This window comes from Geotalea daltonii FRC-32, assembly GCF_000022265.1.
Lineage (GTDB): Bacteria > Desulfobacterota > Desulfuromonadia > Geobacterales > Geobacteraceae > Geotalea > Geotalea daltonii.
In genome coordinates, this window is the sequence record NC_011979.1 from 1985644 (window position 1) to 2011491 (window position 25848).

Sequence of the window (25848 nt, forward strand, 5' to 3'; positions counted from 1 at the left end):
AAGAAAGCGAGTGTTGCAGGTATGAAAGTGAACAGAGCGATATTATCAGGTTTTATCCTGTGGGTTTCCATTCTTTCCGGTTGCGGTTTCGGCGGTTTCACCGACAATCCCAACAACGATGCAGCATCCGCCAACCAGTCGAAGACCGACACCGATACCAAGATAACCGGCGTCGTTGCCAAAGGATTGTTCAAGGATGGTACGGTGCGGGTTTATGCCCTCAACACCGACGGCACCGAAACGTTGCTCAGGACCTCCAAGATCAACGCGTTCGGCAATTATTCATCGCGCATCAGCGCATTCAAGACCAGTACCACCGGGTCCTATAACGGTATTTACCTGATCAAGGCGACCGGCTCCTATCTCGACGAATCGACCGGCTCGGTGCTGACCATCGACGAGGGAAATCCCCTCAGAGCCGTTATCGCCAATCCGTCGGGGATCTTTACTGCCTCGGTGACCCCGCTGACGGAGCTTGCCGCCAGAAAAGTCCTGGCGCTCCAGCAGGGGGGAAAGAGTCTGGCCTCCACCGATGTAACGGCAGCAAATGCATTGATTTCGGAGATGTTCAAGGTGGACATTATCGGTACGAAGCCGGTGGAGCCGGATCAGACGCCAGCCGGTATCAAAGCCGATACCGGGCAGGGGCAGAGGGATTATACCCTGGCGCTTGCCGCCATCTCACAGATGGCCAAAGCTGATGCAGGGGCACTGGCCGGGACCTTGAATGCCCTGAGCGGCGATATCGCAGACGGCGCCATGTCAGTGGAGAGTGCCGGCGCCTTTCAGTCAGCGCTGACCGCTTTTCTCGGCTCGGATAAGAATGCCACCGGTATCACCAGCATCAACAATACCAACCTGGCCAACGCCGGCGGCACGACAAAAACCATCAAGATTGCCACCTCTGCAAAGGAGGGTGCCAACGCCCTTATCCGGGGCATAACGGTGACGCTGGTGTTGCCCCCCGGGGTTACTCTGAGAGCGAATTTTGTAACCTCCAAAGAGAAAAAAGAACCCTTGTCTGCGGTTGTTACCCTGCCAAGTACCATGTCCGCGAATACCCAATTTCAGTCGGCATATAGTCCACCTGCCTCGGGTGCTCGGGGGATGGTCACCATATCTCTGGGTAATGCATACGGTTTTGCAGCCGGGGAGTTTTTGATGATCAAATGCGATGTGGCCCCGGGGGCGGTACCAGTGACTTCGGATTTCACCATCTACCGCAATCCCGATAATCCTGAAGATCCGAAGAATTTCCAGGCGGTAGACGGCAATGGGGCGCTCTTCCCGCCTGAGGTGCTCAGCGCGGAGATAATGCCCGAGTAAACGGGGGCGATTTCACCGAGACAGGCCGATCGGGATGTATGGCAAGTCGGGATCGGCCTGTCTTTTGGATTTTTGGCAGCTGGGGCGATGGGGCGGCTACGGCAGCCGTCCTGGAAACACGGCAGCAATCTTACTTGCTGCCTATGGTGGAAAGAGTAATTCTCCGGAGGCAATTGCCGTTGTCGGTAATGCCCTTGTCTGCTTCGTCCCACAGTTTTATTTTCGATGCCGCCAGTTCCAGCTTGCCGGAGGACAGGACCCCAATGGGAATGGCAGTCTCAAGGCCATGCCCCACTATCTGCACCAGTTCCTCGTCATTGACGTTCACCTCCGAAAGGAGGCGGTCACGCCAAGCTTCTTCCTCTGCGGACGGTTGCAGGGTGTAGTTCGGTTGTGTCGAAGGGGCAGGCTCCTCTGCCTTCAGCCAGGCCGGCATCAGGCAAAGGAAAAGACAGGCAAACGCGGCGGTTTTTTTCATGTTAGCGGCTCCTTGATGGGATATTTCGCGAAAGGGCACTCCTAAATGGGGACGCACTTTTGCTGTCCATTGAAAAAAAGGAGAGCAATTCAAATGCCAAAGTGCAACTAGCCGATTTTCCACAATTTTATTGTGGCAACACTTTGATCTGTAAAGAAATCGTACAGGCGGAAATTCCATTCATTCCCGGTGATGCGGACAAAACGCAATTATTTTCAGTATGTTAAGTCTGCAATAGGGGGTGTTTGCCGCCTGTAATGATTCCATACATTCAGGAATGATGATTCCGTTCCGGGCATGCATTTGTCAGGTTGCCGTCCTTGACAGGCTATTCCTTTTTCTGTATAAAATTCTGTGCTTTATTAAAGCAAAAAGGGGCGCCTGATGTTCATAATTGCCAATTTTCTCAATGCCATTGCCTATGTCCTTGAGTTCTCACTCAACATTTACATGTACATCATAATTGCCAGGGCAATTCTTTCCTGGGTCAATCCTGATCCATACAATCCGATAGTCAATTTTCTCTACCGTGCAACCGATCCGGTACTTTACCGGGTCCGGCGTATGCTCCCGGACATGGGGGGGCTGGACTTGTCCCCAATGATCGTACTGCTTATTATCTTTTTCCTGCAGAAGTTTCTGGTCAATTCCGTTTTTGAATTGGCAAACAGGCTGAAGTTCGCCGTGGGGGCATAACTGTGAAAATAACTCCCATAGACATCCAGCAGCAACAGTTCAAGGGGAAAATGATCGGTGGCCTCGACCCGGAGGATGTGGATGCCTTCCTGCAGATGGTAGCCCAGGAGATGGAAGGGCTTCTTCGGGAAAATAACGAGCTCAAGGAACAGCTGAATCGCAACAGTGCAGCCATGGCAGCCATGGAAGGCCAGGAAACGAAGCTTCGCGATGCAGTGCTTGCTGCCCAGAACATAGCTGAAGATATGAAGGCCAATGCCCGTAAGGAGGCTACTTTGCTTGTTTCTGAAGCCGAGTTGAAGGGTGAAAGAATTATTGCCGCTGCAGAACAGAAACTGGTGGAACTGACCAGCCAGATCCAGGACCTGCGCAGGGAGAAAGTGCAGTTTGAAACTTCCTTGAAGTCTCTTCTAGATGCCCACTACAAAATGCTCTCCTTCAATGAAGAATGACGGCGACACAGGCAGTCTCAAGGTAACCGAGACCGCTGATGGGGTGATTTTCACCGTTCACGTTCAACCCCGTGCTTCTCGCAATGAGATCTGCGGCGTTCAGGGAGACGAACTCAGGCTCCGCCTCACCGCACCGCCGGTCGATGACGCGGCCAACAAGCTCTGTATAGAGCTTTTGGCCAAGGCTCTCGGCGTGGCAAAATCCCATTTGGCCCTGACCTCTGGGGCGAAATCCCGGCACAAGACCATCAGGGCCGAAGGGGTCTCAAAGAATACTGTTCTTTCTCTGGTAAAATGATTAGCAGTGCAGGAGGAGATATGAAAGCCAGAGATATAATGGTTTCGGATGTTCCGGTCATTACCACCAAGGCCACAGTCGCACAAGCGGTGCAGATGCTGAAGGATAACTATGGTGACGAGAGCTTCATCAATGCCGCTCCCGGTCTTGTGGTGCTCTCCGAACGTGGAGGTCTTGCCGGCATCCTCACCCCTCTCAGCGTCATCACGGCCCTTATCGGGGACATGACCGGCGTGACATCGGCGGCAAAACTTGATGATTCTTTTTTTTCCGAACGCTGCGACATGATAAAGGGGCTGCCGGTTTCGGAGATCATGGAACGTCAGGCAATCTCCGTCACCGAGGACGCCCACGTTGCCGATATTGCCGAACTCTTCGTCAAGCACCGGTTTCAGCGCCTGCCGGTGGTCAAGGGAAGCCGGGTCGTCGGCATTATCTACCGTTCGCGTCTGCTCTTTGCCATGACTGAAAAAATGACAACTTGACTTGACAAAACTAACTGCAAATACCTATATTAGCTACTGTGATTCATGAGAAAAAGGAGGTAGTTGGAAAATGCCACTCTACGAATATGCATGCAACAGTTGCGGAAATAACTTCGAATTGCGCCAGAAGTTCTCGGATGCCCCTGCCAGTGAATGCCCCAGCTGTGGTGGACCTGTACAGAAGCTGATTTCCCAGGCAGGTTTCTCCCTCAAGGGGGGCGGATGGTACAACGATGGGTACAGCAGTAGCAAAAGTTCCGATGCCCCGGCTTGCCCTTCGGGTGGCAGCTGCGCCGGATGTCCGTCTGCCGCTGCATAGCAACATCCCAAAAGACTGCAGCTCCGCAAGGAGCAGGGAAAATCCTCCGGCGACGGGGGATTTTTTTTGCCCTGCTTTCCCAGGAAAATACTTTACAAAGGTCCCGCTGTTACTTATTATTTCTAATTTCTACAAATGGTTAAAAGGAGCTTATCTTATGGCGAAAATAATAGACGGGAAAGCAATTGCGGCAAAAATTCGCGGTGAAATTACCGCAGAGGTGGCGAAACTGGCCGCTCAGGGCATAACACCGGGTCTTGCCGTGGTGCTTGTGGGCGAAGATCCGGCAAGCAAGGTCTATGTCAGCATGAAGGAAAAGGCGTGCAAGGATGTGGGGATCTTTTCCGACGAATACAAACTTCCTGCGGAGACGACAGAAGAAGAGCTTTTGCAACTGATTGACAAGTTGAACAAGGACAGGAAGATACATGGCATCCTCGTCCAGCTTCCGCTGCCGAAGCAGATAAATACGGAAAAGGTGCTGGAGGCAATTTCTCCGGAAAAGGACGCCGATGGGTTCCACCCCTACAATGTGGGCAGGCTGGTCATCGGCAAGCCTCTTTTTCAGCCATGCACACCTTATGGAGTCATGGTCATGCTCAAGGAAACGGGGGTCGATCTTGCCGGCAAGGAGGTGGTCGTTGTCGGCCGCTCCAACATCGTCGGTAAGCCGGTTGCTTTCATGTGTCTGCAACAGAATGCCACGGTAACCCTCTGCCACTCCAAAACACGTGACTTGGCAGCCAAAGTGGCCATGGCCGATGTGGTGATTGCCGCCGTCGGCCAGCCGGAAATGATAAAGGGTGCCTGGATCAAGAAAGGGGCGGTGGTCATCGATGTGGGGGTGAATCGTGTCGGTGAAAAGAAGCTGGTCGGCGATGTTGAATACGAAGCAGCCTCTGCCCGCGCTTCAGCAATCACTCCGGTGCCCGGTGGTGTCGGACCGATGACGATTACCATGCTCCTTTACAATACACTGGAATCGGCGAAAAGGCGGTAATTAAGGCGGTTGCAGTCGGTGATGAAAATCTCAGATTTCAAACCGCCGACTGCCGACCACCGACCGTTTTTAAAAATATGATCGTAAGCAAACAAAAACCAATAGCTGAAATCCTTGCCGTTCTCGCCGATGATGATAAAATTTTTCTCATTGGCTGCGCAAAGTGCGCCACTGTCTGCAAGGCGGGGGGCGAGGAAGAGATTTGGCAGATGCAGGATACGTTGACTGCCGCCGGCAAGGAGGTGACCGGATCGGTGGTCATCGACGAGGCTTGCCACATGCTGCGTTCAGGCCGGGACCTGCGCGCGAAGAAGGAGATGGTGGACGAGGCGGATGCGTTGCTGGTATTGGCCTGCGGTGCCGGCATCCAGTCAATTTCGTCAAGCACCCCGAAGAAAACGGTTGCCGGCCTGAATACCCTTTTCCTCGGTAATATCCGCCGTTTCGGACACTTTGAACAGAAATGCTCCCTCTGCGGCGACTGTATCCTCACTGAAACCGGCTGCATCTGTCCGGTAACCGTCTGCCCCAAGGGACTTTTGAATGGACCTTGCGGTGGCATGGACAACGGCCGGTGTGAGACGGACAAGGAAAGGGAGTGTGTCTGGTTCCAGATCTACGAGCGCCTCAAGGCCAGGGATGCATTGGATAAGCTGAAAAAAACCGTTTCTCAGAAGGATTATTCCGGAATGCTCAAGCCGGGGACCCTGAAGCTGGAGAAAGAAATCCCCCGATGATCTCCCGACTGCAGCAAAAACTCATGACAGGCAGCTTTGTCCTGACTGCTGAGGTCTGTCCTCCCAAAGGATCCGACTGCAGCGAATTTCTGGAAAAGGCCCGAAAGCTGGCACCGTTGGTGGATGCGGTCAATGTCACCGATAACCAGGGGGCGACAATGCGAATTTCCCCCCTGGCTGCAGCTGCTCTCCTGGTGCGGGAAGGGATTGAGCCGATCTATCAGATTACCTGTCGCGACAGAAACCGGCTGGCCCTGCAGAGCGACCTGCTTGGTGCGGCAGCGCTGGGCATAAACAATGTCTTGGCACTGTCCGGAGATCACATTTCTTTCGGGGACCACCGTGCAGGCAAACCGGTCTTCGATCTTGATTCGGTCCAGCTGCTACATGCCATAAGGGGGCTAGGTGAAGGGATGGATCTGGCTGGGAAGAGCATCACAGGTTTACCGTCTTTTTTTGTCGGTGCGGCCGCAGCCCCCGAAGCCGAACCTTTTGAACTTACCACCTTCAAGCTGGAGAAGAAGGTAGTTGCAGGAGCAAGCTTTTTTCAGACCCAGGCTATTTTCGACCCGGAGCGCCTCGCCCTTTTCGCTGAGGCGATAAAACCGCTTCAGGTGAAGGTAATAGCCGGTATCCTGCTTCTCAAATCGGCGGGCATGGCACGATATGTCAACAACAATATCCCTGGACTGAAAGTGCCGGCTGCATTGATAGAAGAACTGGAAAAAGCGACAGATCCGCTGGCAGCCGGTGTCGACATTGCCAAAAGGCTTGCCGCTGCCTGCAAACCCCATTGCCATGGGCTGCACATCATGGCCATGGGGAGAGAAGACCTGATTCCTGAAATCCTGGAGTCGGTGAAGAGTGAAGAGTGAAGAAAAAACATCTATCCAGGAGCTGAATCATGCAGGTGAAAAAAGCAGTATTTCCCGTTGCCGGGCTTGGCACCAGGTTTCTTCCCGCAACAAAGTCCACCCCAAAAGAGATGCTCCCCCTGATTGACAAGCCTCTGGTGCAGTATGTGGTTGAAGAGGCGGTTGCCTCGGGCATCGAACAGATACTCTTCGTCACCGGCAGGAGCAAGCGGGCTATTGAGGACCATTTCGACATCTCTTTCGAGCTGGAATCACTGCTGTACGACAAGGGGAAGGACGCTGAACTCAGCCAGATCAGGGATATTGCCGAGATGATGAATATCTTCTACGTGCGGCAGAAACAGGCACTCGGTCTTGGCCATGCCATCCTCTGCGCCAAGGAATTCATCGGCAACGAACCCTTTGCCGTTCTGCTGGGTGATGACATCATCGACGGCAAAAAACCATGTCTGGGACAACTGCTGGAGGTCTACCGCAAGTATCGCGGGCCGGTCCTGGCGCTGGAACAGGTGCCCATGGAGAATATCTCTTCCTATGGCTGTGTCGCCGCCAACACTATCTCGGACCGGATCTACGAGGTGGTGGATATGGTGGAAAAGCCGAAGCAGGAGGATGCCCCGTCCGATCTGGCGATAATCGGCCGCTACATTCTCACCCCGGATATCTTCCCCATTCTTGAAAAACAGGAGCCGGGCAAGGGGGGAGAGATCCAGCTTACCGATGCCATAAAGAAACTGGCAAAGGATGAAGCTATTTACGGCTGCCGTTTCGAAGGCATCCGCCATGACTGTGGCGACAAGCTGGGCTTTCTCAAGGCCACAGTTGATATGGCCTTGAAGCGGGAGGAATTCAACGGCGACTTCGAGAGGTTCCTGCGGGAACGGCTGGACTGCGTCAAACGGTGATTAGTGAAGTGATCCTCTGATGCCGCTGCTGCTGTTGATGTACTGAAAGAAAGCTATCAGCTTGAAGGTGTCTTTCGTGTAGCCACGGGGGAATGAACCTATACGGCCGATTTCACGCAAAGTCCTCAGGACCTCTTCATCAAGAATTCTGCTTCCCGAGCTCTCCAGCAATTTGACATCAACCACTTCGCCCTTTCTGTTGAAGGTGATCCTTACCGGTGTTACGCCTTGAATGCCATGTCGGGCCGCTTCCTGTGGGTAGCGCCATACCCCGTAAACCGCCGTCTCGAACCGGCGCAGGAATGACCCGAACAAAATATCATCGGTGTTGAGAAAAGAAGCCTCGCCGTCCTCCACCTCGGGTCCATATTTTTTGCGGTAGTTTTCTTCTATTTTGGCCATTTTGCCGGAGCTTGGAAAAAGCTTTGCCAGGGATGGCTGCTCCTGCCGGTTTGGTTTAAAGACGCTTTCTCCCCGTGGGGCTTCCTCACGGGGTATGATGCCACGCTCCTGCCGTTGCGGTATTCTTATCTCCTCTCTTGTCGCCTGTTGCCCCGGTTTCGCCACTGGTGGCTGTAACGGCGGCGCCAGCCGCTCTACTTCCCGCTCACCTTTAGGTGCGATTTCTTTTGGAACCCGTCGCTGCTTTTCCGCCAGTCTGCTTGTCTTTTTTTGCTCTTGAGGGGGCGGCGCCTTAACCTCCGGCAGGTCCCGCAATTCGACCATGTACGGTTCCTGTTTCGGGGGGTTCTTTTCCTGGGGGAACAGGATAAAGAATGCGAATACCGCCACGTGGAGGAGGAGGGATATTGCCAGGAGATAGAGGAATATCTTTTCTATGTGCTTGTCGGACATTCACTTGCCGGAGAAAATGGATTTCTCGAAAATTGTAAGCTGTCAGCGGCCAAATTGCAAATGGCGTTAAAATTTACCAGTGCCTTGAGGCGGAGCCAACGGTGCCGGATCAGAACGCCTGGTAGAGAATGGCGATGCCGAAGATAAGAAAAAGGCAGCCGGCTCCCTTGTGAATGGTGGAAAGAGGGACAAAGCGTGTAAGTTGTTTACCGACGAATATACCGAGCAGGGAAACAATCCACAAGGCCAATGTTGACCCAGCAAAAACTGACAGCGTGGAATCATGCTGGGCAGAGAGGCTGGTGGTTACCAACTGTGTCTTGTCACCCAGTTCCGCCAGCAGAATCATGATAAACGAAGTTGCTACCGGTCCCTTTGTTTTCAATTGATTTTCTTCCGCCTCTTCTTCCTCCTGGGAAAACCCGGCCGACCTCAGGGTGGTGATGCCGAAGAAAAGGAAGAGTATGCCTGAAACCATCTTGATCCAGAACAGGGGAAGGAAGGAGAACAATACCTGGCCGATGACGACTGCACCTATATTAAGCACGGCGAAGGCTGCAGCTATGCCGATGAAGATCCTTTTCCAGGGATATTTTGTCGCCAGTGCCATGGCGGTAAGTTGTGTCTTGTCCCCTAATTCTGCAAGGAAAATTATGCCGAAGGTGCTGATAAAAACGCTGAGATCCATTTGAACGCTCCTGATATGTGGTGGTGGGGATGGTAAAAGATAGCTGCACCATTTGCAAGAATGAAATGGTTGCCGGGTGTGGCGTTATTGGATATTCAAGGGAAGCCGGAGCAACTGCTGAAGTGCTTCTGACTAGCTTTTCCGGGCGAGCGCCCCGGTGACGCCATAAAAAGCAGCAGCATTCTCCCAGAGCACTTTTTTTGCCTTCTCCTCTCCCAGGGTCTCTATCACCAAGGTAAAATCGTCATCTCGGTAGGGTCTCGGCGCCCTTGTGGAGGGGAGATCGGTTCCGAACATCAACGTCTCCGGGTTTACCGCACAGAGCTCCTTAAGGGCTGTCGGCACATGGAAATCTATCCGCCCAAAGCCCGTTGCCTTGACTCGTACCCCCCGTTCTGCTAGCTTGAGGAGCACGGGAAAACCGTCACCTGAAAGCCCCAGGTGATCGATGCTGACAGCAGGCAGGCCGACCAGCGTCTCATACAGGTCCCCCAGCTCCCGGGCATCCACGTACAGCTCCACATGCCACCCTGCCAGATCGTATACCCGCCGCGCAAACTTTTCCAGATGCCGGATATCCTCCGATCCTCCCCGTTTCAAATTGAACCTCACGGCGCGTACTCCGGCCCCATTCAGCCGCAGCAGCTCCTCATCGGAAGCTGAAGCCGGCAACTGGGTCACACCGACAAAGCCGGGGCCCAGTTTTTCCAGGGCGTCGATCAGGTAGCTCTGGTCGTATGCCTGAAAGGAGCCGGATACTACGGCACCCCCGGCAAGCCGGTACCCCTTCATCCTGGCAAGATAATCCTCGCAGGTGAACATCTCGGGCAGGTAGCCCTGGTTCGGAACCAGAGGAAACCGGCCGTCGATGATGTGAAAGTGGGCGTCAAACAATTTGAAATTTTCAGCCGGCTTCATTGTTTGACCCGTTTCTGTATCTCCTGGACCTGGGGGTTATTGAGGATCTCAAGGAATCGAGGGTTTCCGGCCAGTGCGTCGATGTCCCCATTGGTAACTGCTGTCACCACATCAGGATCCTGAAGAAGTGCCTGCACTTCCGGGTTGTCCTTAAGCATGAGTATCAGTGCGACTATTTCCTTGTCCGCCAGCAGAGCATCCTGCAACTCCTCCAACTGCATCTTGACCTGCGGTTGCTTAATAGTGCTGTCGGCAGGTTCCAGTGCGGATGCCTCAAGTTGGCTGCAGCTCAGCACAAATACCAGCAAAGCGAGAATGCGGAATTTCATCATCTACCCCCGGTGTTATTTTGATTTGGCGCCTCAACGACTAAATAGTTTCCATCCGGAAAGGGTTCTTTTCTGTCCTGGCGGCGTCAATCTGCGGGCTTACTTGTGCGACGTACCGATGTACGTCTCCGCGCAAGCCCTTGATTTCCTTGCCAGAACAAAAAATCCCCTCTTTCCGAATCGGAAACCACTAGTTTCTCATCCGGAGTTTCCGGATGGAAACTAAATAATATGTCCAGGCACTGGATAATACAAGAACACTTTCCCTTGTCGCCCAAACTTAAAAAAAATCCCATCAATACTGGCAAGCCTTTTGTAAAGGGTTAAATATCCAGCCGATGATCAGCATTGGTTCCAGCGACCGACTTGCCAAAAGAAATCAGGTGCGAACGCCCTGTTTTCAGGTTTTGCAGTTGCCACTACCTCAAATCGGGGTAAGATTGAAAGTCTGATCAAGCTGGAGAAAAAAACTACATCTGCCTCTTTTTTGTGCGACAGCGCAGCCAGCTCTTTACTTGACTATCTTTGGGTTCGATGACATTCAGCAGGCATTAGTAGCGGAAATAATTTTATTGATACTAAAAAAATTTGCTCAAATTATAAGCAGCTCTATGCTTGTTTCTCTGCGGGCTTTTTGTTATTATCCCGCCTGCACAAAATTTAGACTCTGATTCATTCGACGTTATTGATCTGGCTCAAGGCCCAAACCTTTGCCACAGCTATAGTTGCTTATTACTTTATTTACGAGGTTTTCCCATGCTGATAGTCGCCTGCATCAAACAGGTTCCGGACACCACCCAGGTGCAGATCGACCCGGTTACCAACACCCTGGTCCGGGAAGGAATTCCCTTTATCGTCAATCCCTACGACACCCATGCACTGGAAGAAAGCCTGCGACTGAAAGATCGTTTCGGTTGCCGGGTTGCAGCCATCTCCATGGGGCCTCCCAATGCGGAGGCCACACTGAAAAAGGCCCTGGCCCTGGGCGTTGATGAAGCGATACTGCTCAGCGACCGGGTTTTCGGCGGCGCCGATACCCTGGCCACGAGCAATGTCCTGGCTGCTGCCATCCGCAAATTATCGGAAGAGGAAGAAGTGGGGCTGGTCATCTGCGGCAAGCAGACTATCGACGGAGATACGGCCCAGGTCGGCCCCGGTATTGCCACCCGTCTCGGTTTCACCCAGCTTACCCTCATCGACCGTGTCGAGGATTTCGACCCTAAAGGCCGCAAAATACGTGTCAGGCGCAAGCTTGAAGGGCGGCACGAGATGGTCGAGGCGCCGCTCCCTGCCATGCTGACCGTCGTTCGCGAACTGAACCGTCCCCGTTACCCGACGGTTCCCATGCGATTGGCATCAGTGGATGCGGAGGTAAAAGTATGGAACAATCAGGTGTTGAAGCTCGATGAGCAGAAAATAGGACTGAAGGGCTCGCCAACCTGGGTGAGCCGGATCTTTTCCCCTGAACGTGAAAAGGGAGAGATCATCGGCGAAGGCATCCAGGACCCGAAGCAAACTGCCCGGCTGCTGGTGGAGAAGCTGTTGAGCAAGGATCTGCTCTCAATTTGAAAACAGTGATTGGTGATTGGACAAACAGTGATTGGTGATTGGTGACGGGTGACTTCGAACCTCGAACCTCGAACTTCGAACGTTTTTTAAGAGGCTTACATGACCGAAGAAATAAAAAAACCCCTGAAAAAACCACGCGGCAAGGCCTGCGTTCTGGAAGGTAAGTGCATTGCCTGCGGCGCCCGCTGCCAGAGTTCCTGCCCGGTGGATGCCATAGAGATGAATGAAGCCGGCGAACCGGTGATCAACCCGGATAAGTGCATCGGCTGTGTCAAGTGCGTCAAAGTCTGCCCTGCCCAGGCCATCGAGATGTTCTTCACCCCCGAAGAGCAGAAGATTCTCGACGAGATCCTGAAGCAGGGTGCCCCTGCCGTTGAGGAAATGGATGAAGAGGCTGCTTCCCTGGCGAAGAAGCTCGCAGCCTACCGTGGAGTCTGGGTTTTTATCGAACAGACCGAAGGTGAAGCCGCCAAGGTATCCTGGGAATTGCTCGGCAAGGGAAAAGAACTGGCTGCGGCCCTTGGCGTTGAGCTTTCCGCGGTGGTCATTGGCGAAAATGTGGAGCATCTCTGCCGCGAAGCCTTCGCCTATGGTGCCGTCAAGGCCTATCTCATGGACGCCCCGGTCTTCCATTACTACCGTACCGAAAGCTATCTCAGGGGTATCAACCACCTGATCGACAAGTACAAACCGGAGATCATCCTCATGGGCGCCACCGGCCTTGGCCGCGACCTGGCCGGCGCCGTGGCCACTGTCGTCGGCACCGGCCTCACCGCCGACTGCACCGGCCTTGCCATCGATGACAAGCGCAACCTGATGCAGACCCGCCCCGCCTTCGGCGGCAACATCATGGCCACCATCATGTGCGATAAGTTCCGTCCCCAGATGGCCACAGTCCGTCCCCACGTCATGCCCATGGCCGAACACAAGCCCGGCGCAACGGGTGAAATCATCCGCGAAACCTGTCCCGTACGTGAAGAAGACATCCTGGTCAAGGTGCTGGAGATTATCAGCGACAAGAAAAAAGACCAGGTGGATGTGGCTGGCGCCGATTTCATCGTCTCCGGCGGCCGGGGCATGATGGGCAAGGAAAACTTTGCCATGCTCCAGGAATTGGCCAATGAATTGGGCGGCGTGGTCGGCGCTTCGAGAAGTGCAGTGGATGCAGGCTGGATGCCGCAGGAGCGCCAGGTGGGGCAAACCGGTAAGACCGTTCGCCCAAAGATATATATCGCCTGTGGCATCTCCGGAGCTATCCAGCATCTGGTGGGGATGCAGGATTCCGATGTCATTATCGCCATCAACCGCGACAAGGAGGCCCCCATTTTCGAGGTGGCCACCTACGGTATCGTCGGCGACCTTTTCCAGATCGTGCCGGCCTTTACCAATCTCCTGAGGGAGATGAAGGCTGCGAAAGGCTCAAAGTAACAATAACCAGAGATGAGGATAACCATGTCACCCAATCCGACACTATTCACCATATTACTCGTTGCTGCCCTGGTTTTTTTCGCCTGGAGCTGCTACAGGCGTTTCAGCCTCATAACCCTCGGCCGGGAGGAGAATCGCTACGACAACCCCGGGCTGCGCATCTGGGACATGCTCCTCTATGCCTTCGGCCAGAAACGGGTTGTGCAGAAGCCGTTCGGCATCAACCATTTCGTCATTTTCTGGGCGTTCGTCATTCTTCTCATCGCCAACCTGGAATTCCTGGTCCATGGCGCTTTCCCGCAATTGGGCCTGTCCGCTTTACCGGCACAGATCCACCATTTCCTGCTTTTCGCCTTCGATGGGGTATCCCTTCTTACCCTGATTGCCATTGCCTTATCCTTTGCCCGACGGATCTTCTTCCCGCCTCCATACCTCAGTACCCAGTACGTAAAGGCGAGAAGCCCCGAGGCCTTTCTCATCCTTGCTTTCATCGGCCTGCTCATGCTGGCCTACTTCGGCTTCCACGGCGCTGAAATCGCCCTGGGAGAAACGGAAGCCGCAGCTTATATGCCCGTTTCAGCCTTTGTTGCACAGCTTATCGCACCTTACCCCTCACTCCTCGCTCCTTTCGCCGCCATAAGCTGGTGGATCCATGCCCTGGTGCTGCTCGCTTTCATGTGCTTCCTTCCCCACAGCAAGCACATGCACATTCTTACCGCCATTCCCAACTGCTTCTTCCAGACCCTGGGCAAGGCCAACACCCAGCCCCGGGAGGAATTCATCAAGGGTAACTCCTTCGGTGTCGCCAGGGTGGATCAGTTCACCTGGAAGGATCTCTTCGATGGCTACTCCTGCACCGAATGCGGCAGATGCCAGGATGCCTGCCCGGCCACCAACACCGGCAAGCCCCTCAATCCTCGCCAAGTGATCCATGCCATCAAAACCAACCTCCTGCAGAACGGCCCGCTTATGCAGGAAGGGGGCAAACCGGTGGTGCCGCTGATCGGTGAAGAAGGGGAGGGGACCAATACCGAGGAGACCATCTGGTCGTGCACCACCTGCGGCGCCTGTCTGCAGGCCTGCCCGGTGATGATCGAGCAAATGCCGAAAATCATCAAGATGCGCCGCCACCTGGTGCAGATGGAGAGCAAATTCCCGGAAGAACTCCTGAACCTGTTCGAGAACATGGAACAGCGATCCAACCCATGGGGTATTGCACCGTCGGAGCGGACCAAGTGGGTTTCGACCATGAACGTGCAGCCTTTTGAAAAGGGAAAGACGGAATATCTTTTCTATGTGGGCTGTGCCGGTTCATTTGATTCCCGGGCCAAGCATATCACCGTGGCCATGGCCACCATACTTGATGCCGCCGGTGTCTCCTGGGGCATCCTGGGCAAGGAAGAGAACTGCTGCGGCGACAGTCTGCGCAGGCTCGGCAATGAGTTCGTCTTCGACAAGATGGCGAAGGAAAATGTCAGGCAGTTCCAGGAGAAAGGCATCACCAAGGTTATTACCCTTTGCCCCCATTGTTTTACTACCTTCAAGAACGATTATCGCCAATATGGGCTGGAACTGGAAGTGATCCACCATACGGAGTTCATCAACCAGTTGTTGCAACAGAACAGACTTAAGCTCACCCATCAGGTGAAAGAGCTCGGCAATATCGTTTTCCATGATTCCTGCTACATGGGGCGGCATAATGATGTCTTTGACGCCCCCCGTCAGGTGATAGAGGCCGCAACAGGCAACATGCCCCGAGAAATGGAGCGCAGCAGGGAAAATTCCTTCTGTTGCGGCGCCGGTGGCGGCCGCATGTGGATGGAGGAGTTCAGCGGCGAGCGGATCAACCTGAACCGGGTCAGTGAGGCTCTGACCACCAACCCCGACACCATCTGTGTCAGCTGCCCCTATTGCATGACCATGTTCGAGGACGGCCTCAAGGACAAGCAGGCGGGGGAGACGAGGGTGAGGGATATAGCAGAACTGGTAGCCGAAGGCCTCAGGTAGGACGAGACGCGGCAAAAGTCATCTGCTGCGTTACGCGCACCCTTCTATCTTCCCCCCTTTATTGGGGGCGATTGAAGGGTGGAATGCTACGCCTTACTTGGCAGGTTCGCAAGCCTTGCACATGGGCTTTTCCCTGATTCGTGCGACATGGATAGGGCCAATCGGCATTCACTGTAAAAACCATCTGAGTAACGATCTTCCGCTCCTTACTTATCCACTCCCTTGATGGGAGGGTCGGGGGAGGGTGAAAATGAGTCTAAAGGCTACCCATGCTGCTCGTAGTACAAAACGATCCGCGAGTGCCCCTTGGAACCTATGCCGACTATCTCGCGGAGGCCGGGGTACCATTCCGCACTATTCATCCCTATGCCGGCGAAACGCTCCCTAACCCTGCCGGTATCGGTGCCGTGATCGTTCTTGGCGGCGCGATGGGGGTCCATGATGTGGATCAGCATCCCTTTATTGCCGAGGTAGAGTTTTTCATTGCCCATGTGGTTGCTAAAGAAATCCCATTTCTCGGCATCTGCCTTGGCGGCCAGTTTCTTGCCCATGTCCTCGGGGCGACGATAACATCCAACTCTCCATGGAGAGAGAAAGGGATGCTGTCGGTGACGCTGACCGAATCGGGTTCGGCTGATCCCCTATTCAGAAAAATCGGCCGCCAGTTTATGACCTTCCAGTGGCATAACGACAGCTTTGCCATCCCCGATGGAGCAGAACTCCTTGCCTCGTCCCCTGCCTGTCCCAGCCAGGCCTTCCGCTTCGGCTCAAATGCCTACGGCATCCAATTCCACCCCGAGGTCAACCGGCAGATCATCGAAAACTGGAGCGGCTGGACCTCTGAAACCAGGGGCCGGAGGCAGGAATTTCTCTCCATCTTCGCTGCCGCTGCTGCTGCCTATAATGCAGCCTCCCACCGCCTGCTTCTAAATTTCCTGCAGCTGTCCGGGTTGGACAGCAAAACCCAAACACAATAATTCTCTTATCGGGAAAACTGTGCTATAAAGCGGCTGGCAGCAATCATCTTCAGTGTACTTCAATATCAGGAGGAATTATGAAACTTGTTCGTGCAGTACTTTTGGCGTCGGTTGTATCCGCATTTAGCGTATCGTCGCTCTTTGCGGCTGATGAAGCACCGCTCCCCAAGCCTGACGTGCTTACGGAAGAGGCGGTAATGACTTCCAGGCGCCTTTCCACTTACGATACCATCATTTTGCGTGATCTGAAGGTGGAGGGGGCGGAATACTCCAACATCGATGAAGAGGAAAAGCCGAAAGTCGAAGCAATGAAGCCGTTTCTGGTGCGTACGGTTGCAGAGTCACTGGAGATGGAGTTGAAGAGACGGAACATGTTCAAAAAGATCCAGAAAAATGGCGAGGCAAAGCAGAAGGCGGTAATACTGGAGGGAGATTTCACCGAATTTAATGCCGGTAACCGTGCCGTACGTTTCTGGGTGGGCTTCGGCGCAGGCAAGACCTATCTTAGGATGAAGGGGCGTTTGATCGATGCCGAGACCGGCAAGGAGCTGGCAACGTTCGAAGACCGTGAAACCGGCTACCGTGGTTCCATGACCATGGAGAGTTTCGACGATCTGTTCCCCCATCAAGCCAAATCTCTTGGGGAAAACATCGCTAACTTCATCGAAAAACTTTACTGATCAACCGATGAAGAAAAAAAGCCGGGACTGTCACTGCAGTCCCGGCTTTTTTGTTTATAGAGGATAAAGGCCGCTGTGGGAAAATCTCTTCAATTCTTATCCCTCGCCGGCATCTCTGCGGTTGGAGTCCGGCAGGTGGTAGGTCCTTTTGAAGTCTGCCCGGGCGAAGGAATAGGGGAAGTGGGCCGGGTCGGTATAGGTCCCGGCCAGGATGGCAGCAGTGTCCTCGGCAAAGACCAGCTCCTCGGCGGTGGGGATGACAAATATCTTTACCGGCGAGTGATTGGCGGAAATCTTCATTTCGGACTCAAGGGAAACCGCCTTGCGGTTGGCCTCCTTATCCAGAACAATGCCGAAAATTTCCAGTCCCTGCAGCGTCTGCTCCCTTATCTGCCAGGCCATGACTCCCACTCCTGCGGTAAATACCAGCGCATCAAGCGGCCCGATGGCAGCCAGATAGGCGCCGATATATTTTTTCAGCCGGTACGCCTCTATCTCGAAGGCGAGCCTGCACCGGTCATCCCCTGCCTCCATTTCACGGATGATGTCCCGCCGGTCCTTGTATCTGCCGGTAATGCCCAGCATGCCGCTCTTCATGTTGAGGATGGTGTCCATCTCTCGCGGCGAAACATCCTTCTCCTGCATGATGAATGGGGGAATGCCAGGGTCGATGTCGCCGCAACGGGTACCCATGGCAGCCCCCTCGATGGGAGTGAGTCCCATGCTTGTGTCGATGGAGGCGCCATTCTTGATGGCACAGAGCGACGCGCCTTTTCCGATGTGCAGGGTGATCAGATTGCACTGGGTGGCGGGTTTACCGAGAAGGGCTGCAGCCCGCCTGGAAACAAAAAGGTGGGATGCGCCATGGAAGCCGTAGCGGCGGACGCCGTATTCTTCGTACCATTCGTGGGGGAGGGGATAAATGAAGGCATGTTCGGGCATGGTTTGGTGAAAAGCGGTATCGAAGATGGCTACGTGGGGAATGCCGGGCAACAGGGCCTGTGCAGCCTCGATGCCGGCTATGTTGTTGCTGTTGTGCTGGGGAGCCAGTTGAACCATCTCCCGCACCGCTGCCATCACTTCATCATCGATGAGCAGCGAGTGGGTGAACTTTTCTCCGCCATGGGCAACGCGGTGGCCGACGGCGCCGATCTCCGAAATGTCGCTTATAACTCCCAGTTCGGAACTGGTCAGGGTTCTCAGAATAAGTTCGATGGCAGTGCGGTGGTCCGGGCAGTCCTGCTCGATGCGGACGGTCGGAGAGCCGGGTATTTCATGGTCGAAGAAGGAATCACCGATAATGACCCGTTCAACAGTGCCTCCGGCCAGGACCTTGTTGTTGTCCCAGTCGAAGAGCTGATAACGTACCGAGTAGCTCCAGCAATTGATGGTTAAAATGATCACGGACACTCCCGAAGCGGACAGGAGCCCAGCAAATAAAAAAGCCGGCCTTCAAAAGCCAGCTCCGTTGCCGATTAAGTTTCTGGAGCAATACTGTCCAAGCTTCTATAGATTTCGCTGCTCATCTTCTGCTTTTATACACATATTTTTCTACTCCATGCAACCGGTCGAAATCAACCCAAAACTGCGATAAAATGTAGGATAATTAGGCCAAGCAAATGTGGTGGTGTGGTCGGGAAATGAAAAGAGGGCTTCTTTTCCTTTGTTTTTTCGTGCTATAACAATCGACCCAGATCACAGAATATACGGGAGTTGTACATGAAACCAGCCTGGTTATCCATTCTCTGCCTGCTTATCTTTGCCACTTCAGTATGTGCCGTTTCGGAAGTGATTCCCATGAAGAACAAGGTACGCTTCAACCATTTCAATCATATGAATTATACGGAGACCTGTTTCCAATGCCATGTGGAAGAACCGGCGAGAATCAAGGGGTTCGGCAAGGACTGGGGCCATGAGAAATGCAAGGGCTGCCACACCAAAATGACCAGGGGGCCACAGCGGTGCTCCGGGTGCCACAAGTGGAATGAAGCTGCGCCGAATGATTAGCCTTTAGGCATTTTGACAAACGGATATCAAGCCTACCCCCATCTGCTTTCATTGCTTGACACAGCGCATCCACGGGTATATCGTTTTACGAAATACAGATCGATAAAGGATGCTAAATGGAAGCGGTCAAAATCTCTCCTAAATTTCAGGTAGTGATCCCCCGCGAAGTCCGGGAAAAGCTGCGCCTGGTTGCCGGCCAACGGATGCAGGTAATCGCCTATGGTAACAGGATCGAGCTGATTCCGGAGAGGGATATTGCCGATATGCGCGGTTTTTTGAAGGGGCTTGATACTAACGTTGAGCGGGAATCGGACCGCTTATGAATGTGGTGGACTCGTGTGGCTGGCTCGAATATCTCGCCGATGGCCCCAATGCTGAGTCCTTCGCCGGTCCTCTTGCCGATCGGGACTCCATTATTATCCCAACCATAACTATTTATGAGGTATTCAAAGTTGTGGCCCGACAGCGTGGTGAAGATGCTGCATTACAGGCTACTGCCCTCATGCAGCAAGGAAAGGTAGTGGAACTGTCGCCATCACTGGCAATGATCGCTGCACACATCAGCCTTGAGCTGGCACTCCCCATGGCCGACAGTATTATCCTGGCGACAAGCCGATTCCATGGGGCAGTCCTCTGGACCCAGGACGAGCATTTCAGAACCCTTTCCGAAGTTCGATATTTTCCAAAACGATAATTTCAGGACCGTTCACACCTTTACCCGGATCGGCAGGATTACCGTCGTGATTCCTTCCCACTGCAAGCGGCGCTGAATGGCGAAAGCCGTCTCATTGTGAAGTAGCCGGTGATAGAACTTTTCCAGCCTGAAGGTGAGTTGTCCGGAAAACACCGCTGAGCGGGGAAACTCCTCCGCAATTTCTCTGCATAATTTTATAGCAGTTTCTACCACGTCGATGCCGGTTGCCATGCGATACTCGGCGGCAAAGCCGAGACGCCGGGCCAGATCCACATATTTCTCCAGCCCTTCTCGCACCGAATCCTCCAACGCCTCCATCTCATGCACACCTTTGAAGGACCCGGAATCGATGACTGCCACCGAGACGAAGACGATATTTTTATAGGTTTCGGGAAAGGTCGTAAGAATTGAGAGCAGGGTGTGGATGCCGAAACCATTGTAGGATGTGACGAGTTGGATGGCGGTGGAATCGTTGGCGTTGAGGGGATCGGTATTGACCGGTCCGCTGGTGGGGAAGTCCAGCAGTGTTTCGTCCAGCTCGGCAATCCCCTTGCGTACCCTGAGATAATGGCTCCTGATCAGGTAGCAGAGCCCGATTACAAGTGACGTGATGACGAGGGTCAGCCAGCCCCCTTCGGTGAATTTCTCCACCGTAGTTATCACCAGGATGGTGGCACAGAGGGCGAGACCCACCAGGTGAACCGACAGGTGCTGCATCCATTTCGGGTCCTTGTCCCGTCGTTTAAGATAGAGCCTGGACATGCCGAGCTGGGACAGGGTAAAGGTGACAAAGACATTGATCGAATACATGACCACCAGTGCGGAGACCGAGCCGCGCGTATAAATGAGGAGGGCAATCGCCGCCCCCCCCATCATGAAGATGCCGTTGCGCATGGTCAGCCGCTCCGACAGGGCGGCAAAGCGGTGGGGGAGCCATGAATCCACCGCCATGTTGGACATTACCCTGGGGCCTCCGACAAAGCCTGTCTGTGCTGCTACCAATAGAAGCGCACCTTCTGAAAAGATGGTGACGAAGGCGATTGCCCCTCCCAGGGGCCAATCGGAGAACAGCATGTCGGCGAGAACGGCGTTCAGCGTTTTGCCTTCTATGGGTTTTACTCCTAAAAGTGCATAGCAGATGAACAGCGCTGCTGCGGTAAAAGCAAGGGATGTGGCCATGTAAAGCATGGTCCGCTTGCCGGTCTTGACTCGCGGCTCGCGCATGATCTGCATGCTGTTGGAAACTGCTTCGATACCGGTATAGGTCCCGCCCCCCAGGGAGTAGGCGCGGAGGAAAAGGAGGGCAATGCCGACGAAGCCCATGGTGGAAAGATCGTAATCCAGTCCGCGCTGGAACTCCTCCGCCAGCGGCCCAAAGCGGTCCCGGTGGGTGATGACCCCGTCCAGCAGCATGGTCAGGTGCATGATGACGAAGACGATGAAGATTGGAGCCATTACGTAGATGGATTCCTTAAGTCCGCGAATATTGAGTACGATGAGCATCAGGGCCAGGAGGCAGGTAAGCGGCACCTTGTACTGGTGGAGATGGAGCGGCAGGTAGCTAAAAATTGCGTCGGCACAGGACGCGATGGAAACGGTAATGGTTAAAATGTAATCGACCAGCAGTGCGCAACCGGATATTACCCCCGCCCGTTGTCCCAGCATGTGGGTGGCCACCATGTAACCCCCGCCGCCATGGGGGAAGACCTCGATGATGCGGGCATAGGCATAGGAAATGATGAAAACGGTGATGGCGGTTGCCAGTCCAAGCACGATTGCCAGATAGGTATGGGAACCCAAGGCACGGAAAGCTTCTTCCGGGCCGTAAGAGGAGGATGACAAGCCATCGGCGCCAAGGCCAATCCAGGCCAGCACCGGAATGAGCGACATCCTGTGGAACAGGGTCGGATCATTGAGCTGTTTAGGGGCGCCTACCACGGCCCGCCTGATTTTATTGGCAACGCCCGGCCTTCTCTGATCAGGACTGTTAGGGCTCACCCCGCCTCCTGGAAGAACTCCATTAGCTTCTGCCCCCCCCTAACAACTATACGATGCGGCGCATCATTTTCAATTGGCCCCTGCCATTGATGGTTTTTATTTCCTTGTTGCACAAAAAATAATCAGCTGTCCCCTGTTGGCAAAATGCCCGTTTGTCTCCTTATTATTTTAAATTCATTTTTATCCGGTAAGTGATTGAAAATAGATGTGCTGCTTGATGAAAAACAGGATGGCACGCCTCGTGCTACCACCATAACAAAACCATAACTAAACAGTGCACAAGGTTGTGCAGATTGATGTGACGGCAATGGCGCCTTTCACCTTCCGGTGAGAGGCGCCTTTTTATTTAAGAACCGGAAAGGGGGCTCACACGTCAACACTTGTTCTACCAGATATTAAAATTTCAGGGATTAACTACAAAGGAGTATGAAATGAAAAAGATCACCAGAGTTCTCACAATGGCAATGACGCTGACAATGGCAGCAACCGGCATGGCACTGGCAACCCCGTCGACACAGATCTGGATTCCTTCCACTGATGTGAGGGATTTCAAGCAGGTTCACCTGGATGTGGACAACTATGTGCGGACCTCCACCACCAAGGGGGGCAACACCTATGACCTTGGCCTTGGCGTCGGCGTTCTTCCCTTTGAGAAGCTGAAGCTGGAAATCGGCGTCGATTATATCAGCACCGCCGGATCTGCCGATGGGCACCCCATATATTTCAATGCCAAGCTCGGCACCCCTGAAGACTCGATGTTCAAAGGTTCTCCGGCCCTTGCTGTCGGCGGGTATGGCATCGGGACAAAAAAAGACGTGACCAACCAGAACGTCCTGTACGCCCTGGCCGCCAAGACAGTTCCTGTGCTGGGCCGTCTTTCCGCGGGTTATTACAATGGCAACGGGGACGTCCTTTTGAGCCTGGAGGACGGCCGCAAGGACAACGACGGCGTGCTTCTTTCCTGGGACCGCACTTTGAGCGAGATTTCCGACAAGCTCTGGGCTGCCGTCGACTACCAGGGTGGCAAGAACTCGTTGGGTGCCCTCAATTTCGGTGTCGCCTGGTGCTTCACTCCAAAAATCTCCCTGATTCTGGGTTACGATATCTATAACGCAAAAAATACAGCCGATACCTTCACCACTCAGCTGGATATCAACTTTTAACAGGCTGCCAGTCTCCTTCAATGTTATGGGGCTTTCCAGCCCCCCATTTTTCCGGGAAGGGAAACGACAAAAGGCCGGCAAAGGGGAGAAACAACATGAAAATCATAGAAGCGATTATAAAGCCGTTCAAGCTGGATGAAGTTAAAAACGCACTCAGCGAGGTGGGCATAGAAGGAATAACAGTGACCGAAGTAAAGGGTTTCGGCCGGCAGAAAGGCCATACCGAGCTTTACCGCGGTGCAGAATACGTCGTCGATTTCATTCCCAAGGTGAAACTGGAGATCGTGGTAGCCGACGAGTTGGTGGCAAAGGTAATCGAAACAATCGCAGAAAGCGCAAAAACAGGACGGATTGGCGATGGCAAGATATTTGTCCTGCCTTTGGAAGAAGCACTGCGGATCAGGACCGGTGAAAAAGGAAATGACGCAATTTAAGCAATTATAGTTCTGGAGGCTATTATGAAAATCAAACTTTCTTTAATCAAACTGCTCATGGCTGTGACAATTGTCATGGTGCCAATGGCAGTCCTGGCTGAAGAACCGGCCAAGGGCACTGAGTCAGTGGCAGCTGAGACTAAACTTGCACCAGCCCCTTCGGCTTCCGCCGCGGCCCCTGAAGCTGCTGCATCGGCCGCTGCCGCCCCTGTCGAGGCTGCTACGCCTAAACCGGTCGATCCGGTGCTCAATACCGGCGACACCGCCTGGATACTTACTTCGGCAGCGCTGGTCCTGTTCATGATCCCAGGACTGGCCTTCTTCTACGGCGGCATGGTCCGGAGCAAGAACGTTCTCTCCACGCTCATGCATTCCTTCGTCGCCATGGGCATCGTCGGCGTGCAGTGGGCGGTCATCGGCTATTCCCTCTCATTCGGACCCGATGCCTTCATGGGGCTCATAGGCAATACCAGCAAGGCATTGCTCAACGGCCTCATCACCTTCAAGGACGGCAATCCGGTTTATACCCTCTTCCAGAATGTGGCGACCGAACCGGGCGCCATTCCCGAGTACGTTTTTGCCATGTTCCAGTGCATGTTCGCCATGATCACCGTGGCTCTAATCTCCGGCGCCCTGGCCGAGAGGATCAAGTTTTCCGCCTACTGCCTCTTCGTCCTGCTCTGGACCACCCTGGTCTATGATCCTCTGGCCCATTGGGTATGGATGGTCGATGGTTGGTTGTTCAAAAAAGGAGCACTGGACTTTGCCGGCGGTACCGTCGTTCACCTCTCTTCAGGTATCTCCGCCCTGGCAGCGATCATGTTCCTCGGCAAGCGTCATGGATTTCCTCAGGAAAGGATGGCCCCCCACAATCTGCCGCTGACCATGCTCGGCGTCGGTATGCTCTGGTTCGGCTGGTATGGCTTCAACGCAGGCTCGGCCATTGTCGGCGTCAACTGTTCCGATGCGGCAGGCGGCCTGGCCGGTCTCGCCTTTGCCACAACCACCATCGCCCCGGCAGCAGCCGGCCTTTCCTGGATGATTGCCGAGTGGATTCATGCCGGAAAACCGTCGGCCCTTGGTTTCGGTTCGGGCGTGGTGGCGGGGCTGGTCGTCATCACCCCGGCAGCCGGTTTCGTGCAACCCGGTGCGGCCCTGATCTTTGGCCTCGTTGCCGGTGTCGTCTGTTACGGTGGCGTCTTGCTCAAAGCCAGGATGAAATATGACGACTCCCTGGATGCCTTCGGCGTTCACGGCATCGGCGGCACCACCGGCGCCATCCTGACCGGCGTCTTTGCCACCGTCGGCGCCACCGGCCTTATGTCGGGCAATTTCAAGCAGCTTGTGACCCAAATTATTGCCGTAGTGGCGGCAGGCGCCTATGCTTTTATCGTAACCCTGGTCATCGCCTTTGTTCTCGACAAGACTATTGGTCTCAGGGTCGAAAAAGACGACGAGATCGTCGGACTCGACCAAACCCAGCATTCGGAAAGTGCCTACAACTGATCATCTGCAATCGCACTTGTCATACCAGGCCGCTTCCTTAAGGGGGCGGCCTTTTTTCTTTGCATGATTTTTGTGCAGAAAGCTGCCTTGTTTTTACGCATCACTCAGCTATGCATAGGGCTTTATACTGATAACTAGCTGGAATTCTGTTCAGGTCCTCTTGGCACGACTTGTGCCTCGGAAAAGGCATCTAACGCGCCCCGGTTATGGGGGGATAAATGGAAAAAAGTCTGGGAAAAATAGTTGATGCCAACGGCCTGCTGCTGGACGAGCAGGTTCTGGAACAACTGGCGTTCAACGAAAAGATGGCTGAGCTGGGCAAGCTCTCAACCGGGTTGGTGCATGAGCTGAATTCTCCCCTGTCGGTGATAGTTTCCGCTGCCCAGATGATCCTGCGCGAAGAGCAGCTTCCCGACTTCGTCAAGGAAATGGTTGAACGGATCGGAATGGAGGCCCAGCGTTTGTCTCTTTTTACCAGAAGCCTCCTTTCCTTTGCCCGCAGCGACGCCGGTGTCGATTCGGAAGCGGATGTGAACCTGGTGCTGCAGGAGGTGATGGACTTTCTCAGGTATGAGGCCCGGAAAGACTCCATAATGGTGATCGAAGAAAAAGATTTCGACCTTCCACCCATTGCTGCCGACGCCAACAAGCTCAAGCAGGTATTCATCAACCTGATCATGAATGCTTTTCAGTCCATGGAAGACGGCGGGACGCTGCTGCTGAAAACCTACGCTGTCGATGGCCCTTTTGTGGCGGTGGAACTGGCCGATACCGGTAAAGGAATCCCTGTCGGGGCCATAGACCATATTTTCGAGCCCTTTTTCACCACCAAAGCGGCCAACGAAGGGACCGGCCTTGGCCTCTATATAACCCGTCACATCATCGAGCGCCTTGGCGGTAAAATACAAGTCCAGAGCGTCGTTAACGAGGGTACGACGTTCACTCTCCTGTTTCCTCTCCCGTAATTCCATCCGTTTAGCGTCGATTTTTCTGCTGACCCTTCTCCTTGGGGGAGAAGGTGGCC

General features: G+C 53.9%; 29 protein-coding genes. 22 read left to right on the forward strand and 7 right to left on the reverse strand.

The genetic code is table 11. From position 1 onward, the window contains the following. The first annotated feature begins 21 nt into the window (after window positions 1–21). Window positions 22–1326 (forward strand): hypothetical protein, encoded by a 1305-nt coding sequence (locus tag GEOB_RS08910; protein WP_012646879.1) that lies wholly within the window; start codon window positions 22–24, stop codon window positions 1324–1326. A 130-nt stretch (window positions 1327–1456) separates the two neighbouring features. Here GEOB_RS08910 and GEOB_RS08915 read toward each other — a convergent pair whose 3' ends face one another. Then, complete coding sequence (locus GEOB_RS08915) at window positions 1457–1804, reverse strand: hypothetical protein (protein ID WP_012646880.1); 348 nt, start codon at window positions 1802–1804, stop codon at window positions 1457–1459. A gap of 384 nt (window positions 1805–2188) precedes the next feature. Between GEOB_RS08915 and GEOB_RS08920 the strand changes: the two genes are divergently transcribed. The 9 genes from GEOB_RS08920 (at window position 2189) to galU (ending at window position 7571) form a co-directional block, all read left to right on the forward strand. Then, on the forward strand, window positions 2189–2500 hold the full coding sequence (locus GEOB_RS08920; protein WP_012646881.1) for a YggT family protein: 312 nt from the start codon (window positions 2189–2191) through the stop codon (window positions 2498–2500). Window positions 2501–2502: 2 nt separating this feature from the next. Further along, window positions 2503–2952: a DivIVA domain-containing protein gene (locus tag GEOB_RS08925; RefSeq protein ID WP_012646882.1), complete on the forward strand. Its 450-nt coding sequence runs from the start codon at window positions 2503–2505 to the stop codon at window positions 2950–2952. Continuing rightward, the gene (locus GEOB_RS08930; protein WP_012646883.1) at window positions 2942–3250 is read left to right on the forward strand and encodes a DUF167 domain-containing protein; all 309 of its coding nucleotides are present in this window, start codon (window positions 2942–2944) and stop codon (window positions 3248–3250) included. The genes GEOB_RS08925 and GEOB_RS08930 overlap by 11 nt, the downstream gene beginning before the upstream one ends. A 20-nt stretch (window positions 3251–3270) precedes the next feature. Beyond that, complete coding sequence (locus GEOB_RS08935) at window positions 3271–3735, forward strand: CBS domain-containing protein (RefSeq protein WP_012646884.1); 465 nt, start codon at window positions 3271–3273, stop codon at window positions 3733–3735. A 70-nt stretch (window positions 3736–3805) separates the two neighbouring features. After that, a complete protein-coding gene (locus tag GEOB_RS08940) occupies window positions 3806–4054 on the forward strand; it encodes an FmdB family zinc ribbon protein (protein ID WP_012646885.1) in 249 nt (82 codons plus the stop codon). Window positions 4055–4211: 157 nt separating this feature from the next. Then, window positions 4212–5054, forward strand: coding sequence for a bifunctional methylenetetrahydrofolate dehydrogenase/methenyltetrahydrofolate cyclohydrolase FolD (gene folD, locus GEOB_RS08945; RefSeq protein WP_012646886.1), 843 nt, complete (start codon window positions 4212–4214; stop codon window positions 5052–5054). Window positions 5055–5131: 77 nt separating this feature from the next. Next, window positions 5132–5791 (forward strand): methylenetetrahydrofolate reductase C-terminal domain-containing protein, encoded by a 660-nt coding sequence (locus tag GEOB_RS08950; protein WP_012646887.1) that lies wholly within the window; start codon window positions 5132–5134, stop codon window positions 5789–5791. After that, complete coding sequence (locus tag GEOB_RS08955; RefSeq protein ID WP_012646888.1) at window positions 5788–6666, forward strand: methylenetetrahydrofolate reductase; 879 nt, start codon at window positions 5788–5790, stop codon at window positions 6664–6666. Before GEOB_RS08950 ends, GEOB_RS08955 begins: the two co-directional genes overlap by 4 nt. Window positions 6667–6695: 29 nt before the next feature. Beyond that, on the forward strand, window positions 6696–7571 hold the full coding sequence (gene galU / locus GEOB_RS08960; protein ID WP_012646889.1) for a UTP--glucose-1-phosphate uridylyltransferase GalU: 876 nt from the start codon (window positions 6696–6698) through the stop codon (window positions 7569–7571). Here galU and GEOB_RS08965 read toward each other — a convergent pair whose 3' ends face one another. The 4 genes from GEOB_RS08965 to GEOB_RS08980 all read right to left on the reverse strand — a co-directional run bounded on the left by GEOB_RS08965 (window position 7572) and on the right by GEOB_RS08980 (window position 10364). Then, entirely contained in the window at window positions 7572–8426 is an 855-nt protein-coding gene (locus GEOB_RS08965; protein ID WP_012646890.1) for an energy transducer TonB, read from the reverse strand. Window positions 8427–8535: 109 nt separating this feature from the next. After that, window positions 8536–9114: a TMEM165/GDT1 family protein gene (locus GEOB_RS08970; RefSeq protein ID WP_012646891.1), complete on the reverse strand. Its 579-nt coding sequence runs from the start codon at window positions 9112–9114 to the stop codon at window positions 8536–8538. A gap of 132 nt (window positions 9115–9246) precedes the next feature. Beyond that, a complete protein-coding gene (locus GEOB_RS08975) occupies window positions 9247–10032 on the reverse strand; it encodes an amidohydrolase family protein (protein WP_012646892.1) in 786 nt (261 codons plus the stop codon). Further along, the gene (locus GEOB_RS08980; protein WP_154650475.1) at window positions 10029–10364 is read right to left on the reverse strand and encodes a hypothetical protein; all 336 of its coding nucleotides are present in this window, start codon (window positions 10362–10364) and stop codon (window positions 10029–10031) included. The genes GEOB_RS08975 and GEOB_RS08980 overlap by 4 nt, the downstream gene beginning before the upstream one ends. A gap of 753 nt (window positions 10365–11117) precedes the next feature. Between GEOB_RS08980 and GEOB_RS08985 the strand changes: the two genes are divergently transcribed. The 5 genes from GEOB_RS08985 (at window position 11118) to GEOB_RS09005 (ending at window position 17022) form a co-directional block, all read left to right on the forward strand. After that, a complete protein-coding gene (locus GEOB_RS08985; RefSeq protein WP_012646894.1) occupies window positions 11118–11930 on the forward strand; it encodes an electron transfer flavoprotein subunit beta/FixA family protein in 813 nt (270 codons plus the stop codon). Window positions 11931–12029: 99 nt separating this feature from the next. Continuing rightward, window positions 12030–13358, forward strand: coding sequence for an FAD-binding protein (locus tag GEOB_RS08990; protein WP_012646895.1), 1329 nt, complete (start codon window positions 12030–12032; stop codon window positions 13356–13358). Window positions 13359–13382: 24 nt separating this feature from the next. Then, window positions 13383–15365, forward strand: a complete 1983-nt coding sequence (locus tag GEOB_RS08995) for a heterodisulfide reductase-related iron-sulfur binding cluster (RefSeq protein WP_012646896.1) — start codon at window positions 13383–13385, stop codon at window positions 15363–15365. Between the two features lie 269 nt (window positions 15366–15634). After that, window positions 15635–16342 (forward strand): type 1 glutamine amidotransferase, encoded by a 708-nt coding sequence (locus GEOB_RS09000; RefSeq protein ID WP_012646897.1) that lies wholly within the window; start codon window positions 15635–15637, stop codon window positions 16340–16342. Window positions 16343–16419: 77 nt separating this feature from the next. After that, window positions 16420–17022 (forward strand): DUF4410 domain-containing protein, encoded by a 603-nt coding sequence (locus GEOB_RS09005; RefSeq protein ID WP_012646898.1) that lies wholly within the window; start codon window positions 16420–16422, stop codon window positions 17020–17022. 96 nt (window positions 17023–17118) lie between these two features. Here the strand turns inward: GEOB_RS09005 and GEOB_RS09010 are convergent, their stop codons facing one another. After that, window positions 17119–18426, reverse strand: coding sequence for an acetate kinase (locus GEOB_RS09010; protein WP_012646899.1), 1308 nt, complete (start codon window positions 18424–18426; stop codon window positions 17119–17121). A 315-nt stretch (window positions 18427–18741) separates the two neighbouring features. Between GEOB_RS09010 and GEOB_RS09015 the strand changes: the two genes are divergently transcribed. The 3 genes from GEOB_RS09015 (at window position 18742) to GEOB_RS09025 (ending at window position 19723) form a co-directional block, all read left to right on the forward strand. Beyond that, the gene (locus GEOB_RS09015) at window positions 18742–19029 is read left to right on the forward strand and encodes a cytochrome c3 family protein (protein WP_012646900.1); all 288 of its coding nucleotides are present in this window, start codon (window positions 18742–18744) and stop codon (window positions 19027–19029) included. Between the two features lie 116 nt (window positions 19030–19145). Further along, the gene (locus GEOB_RS09020) at window positions 19146–19352 is read left to right on the forward strand and encodes an AbrB/MazE/SpoVT family DNA-binding domain-containing protein (RefSeq protein WP_012646901.1); all 207 of its coding nucleotides are present in this window, start codon (window positions 19146–19148) and stop codon (window positions 19350–19352) included. Beyond that, complete coding sequence (locus tag GEOB_RS09025) at window positions 19349–19723, forward strand: type II toxin-antitoxin system VapC family toxin (protein ID WP_012646902.1); 375 nt, start codon at window positions 19349–19351, stop codon at window positions 19721–19723. The genes GEOB_RS09020 and GEOB_RS09025 overlap by 4 nt, the downstream gene beginning before the upstream one ends. Before the next feature lie 12 nt (window positions 19724–19735). Here GEOB_RS09025 and GEOB_RS09030 read toward each other — a convergent pair whose 3' ends face one another. Further along, window positions 19736–21721, reverse strand: a complete 1986-nt coding sequence (locus GEOB_RS09030; RefSeq protein WP_012646903.1) for an APC family permease — start codon at window positions 21719–21721, stop codon at window positions 19736–19738. Window positions 21722–22152: 431 nt separating this feature from the next. Between GEOB_RS09030 and GEOB_RS09035 the strand changes: the two genes are divergently transcribed. From GEOB_RS09035 to GEOB_RS09050, 4 genes are all read left to right on the forward strand, one after another. Further along, the gene (locus GEOB_RS09035; protein ID WP_012646904.1) at window positions 22153–22884 is read left to right on the forward strand and encodes a hypothetical protein; all 732 of its coding nucleotides are present in this window, start codon (window positions 22153–22155) and stop codon (window positions 22882–22884) included. A 95-nt stretch (window positions 22885–22979) separates the two neighbouring features. After that, window positions 22980–23318 carry a P-II family nitrogen regulator gene (locus GEOB_RS09040; RefSeq protein ID WP_012646905.1) on the forward strand — a complete coding sequence of 113 codons (339 nt, stop codon included), beginning with the start codon at window positions 22980–22982 and terminating at the stop codon, window positions 23316–23318. Between the two features lie 24 nt (window positions 23319–23342). After that, window positions 23343–24824: an ammonium transporter gene (locus GEOB_RS09045; RefSeq protein ID WP_012646906.1), complete on the forward strand. Its 1482-nt coding sequence runs from the start codon at window positions 23343–23345 to the stop codon at window positions 24822–24824. Window positions 24825–25042: 218 nt separating this feature from the next. Beyond that, window positions 25043–25789: a sensor histidine kinase gene (locus tag GEOB_RS09050; protein WP_012646907.1), complete on the forward strand. Its 747-nt coding sequence runs from the start codon at window positions 25043–25045 to the stop codon at window positions 25787–25789. Window positions 25790–25848: the final 59 nt, after the last annotated feature.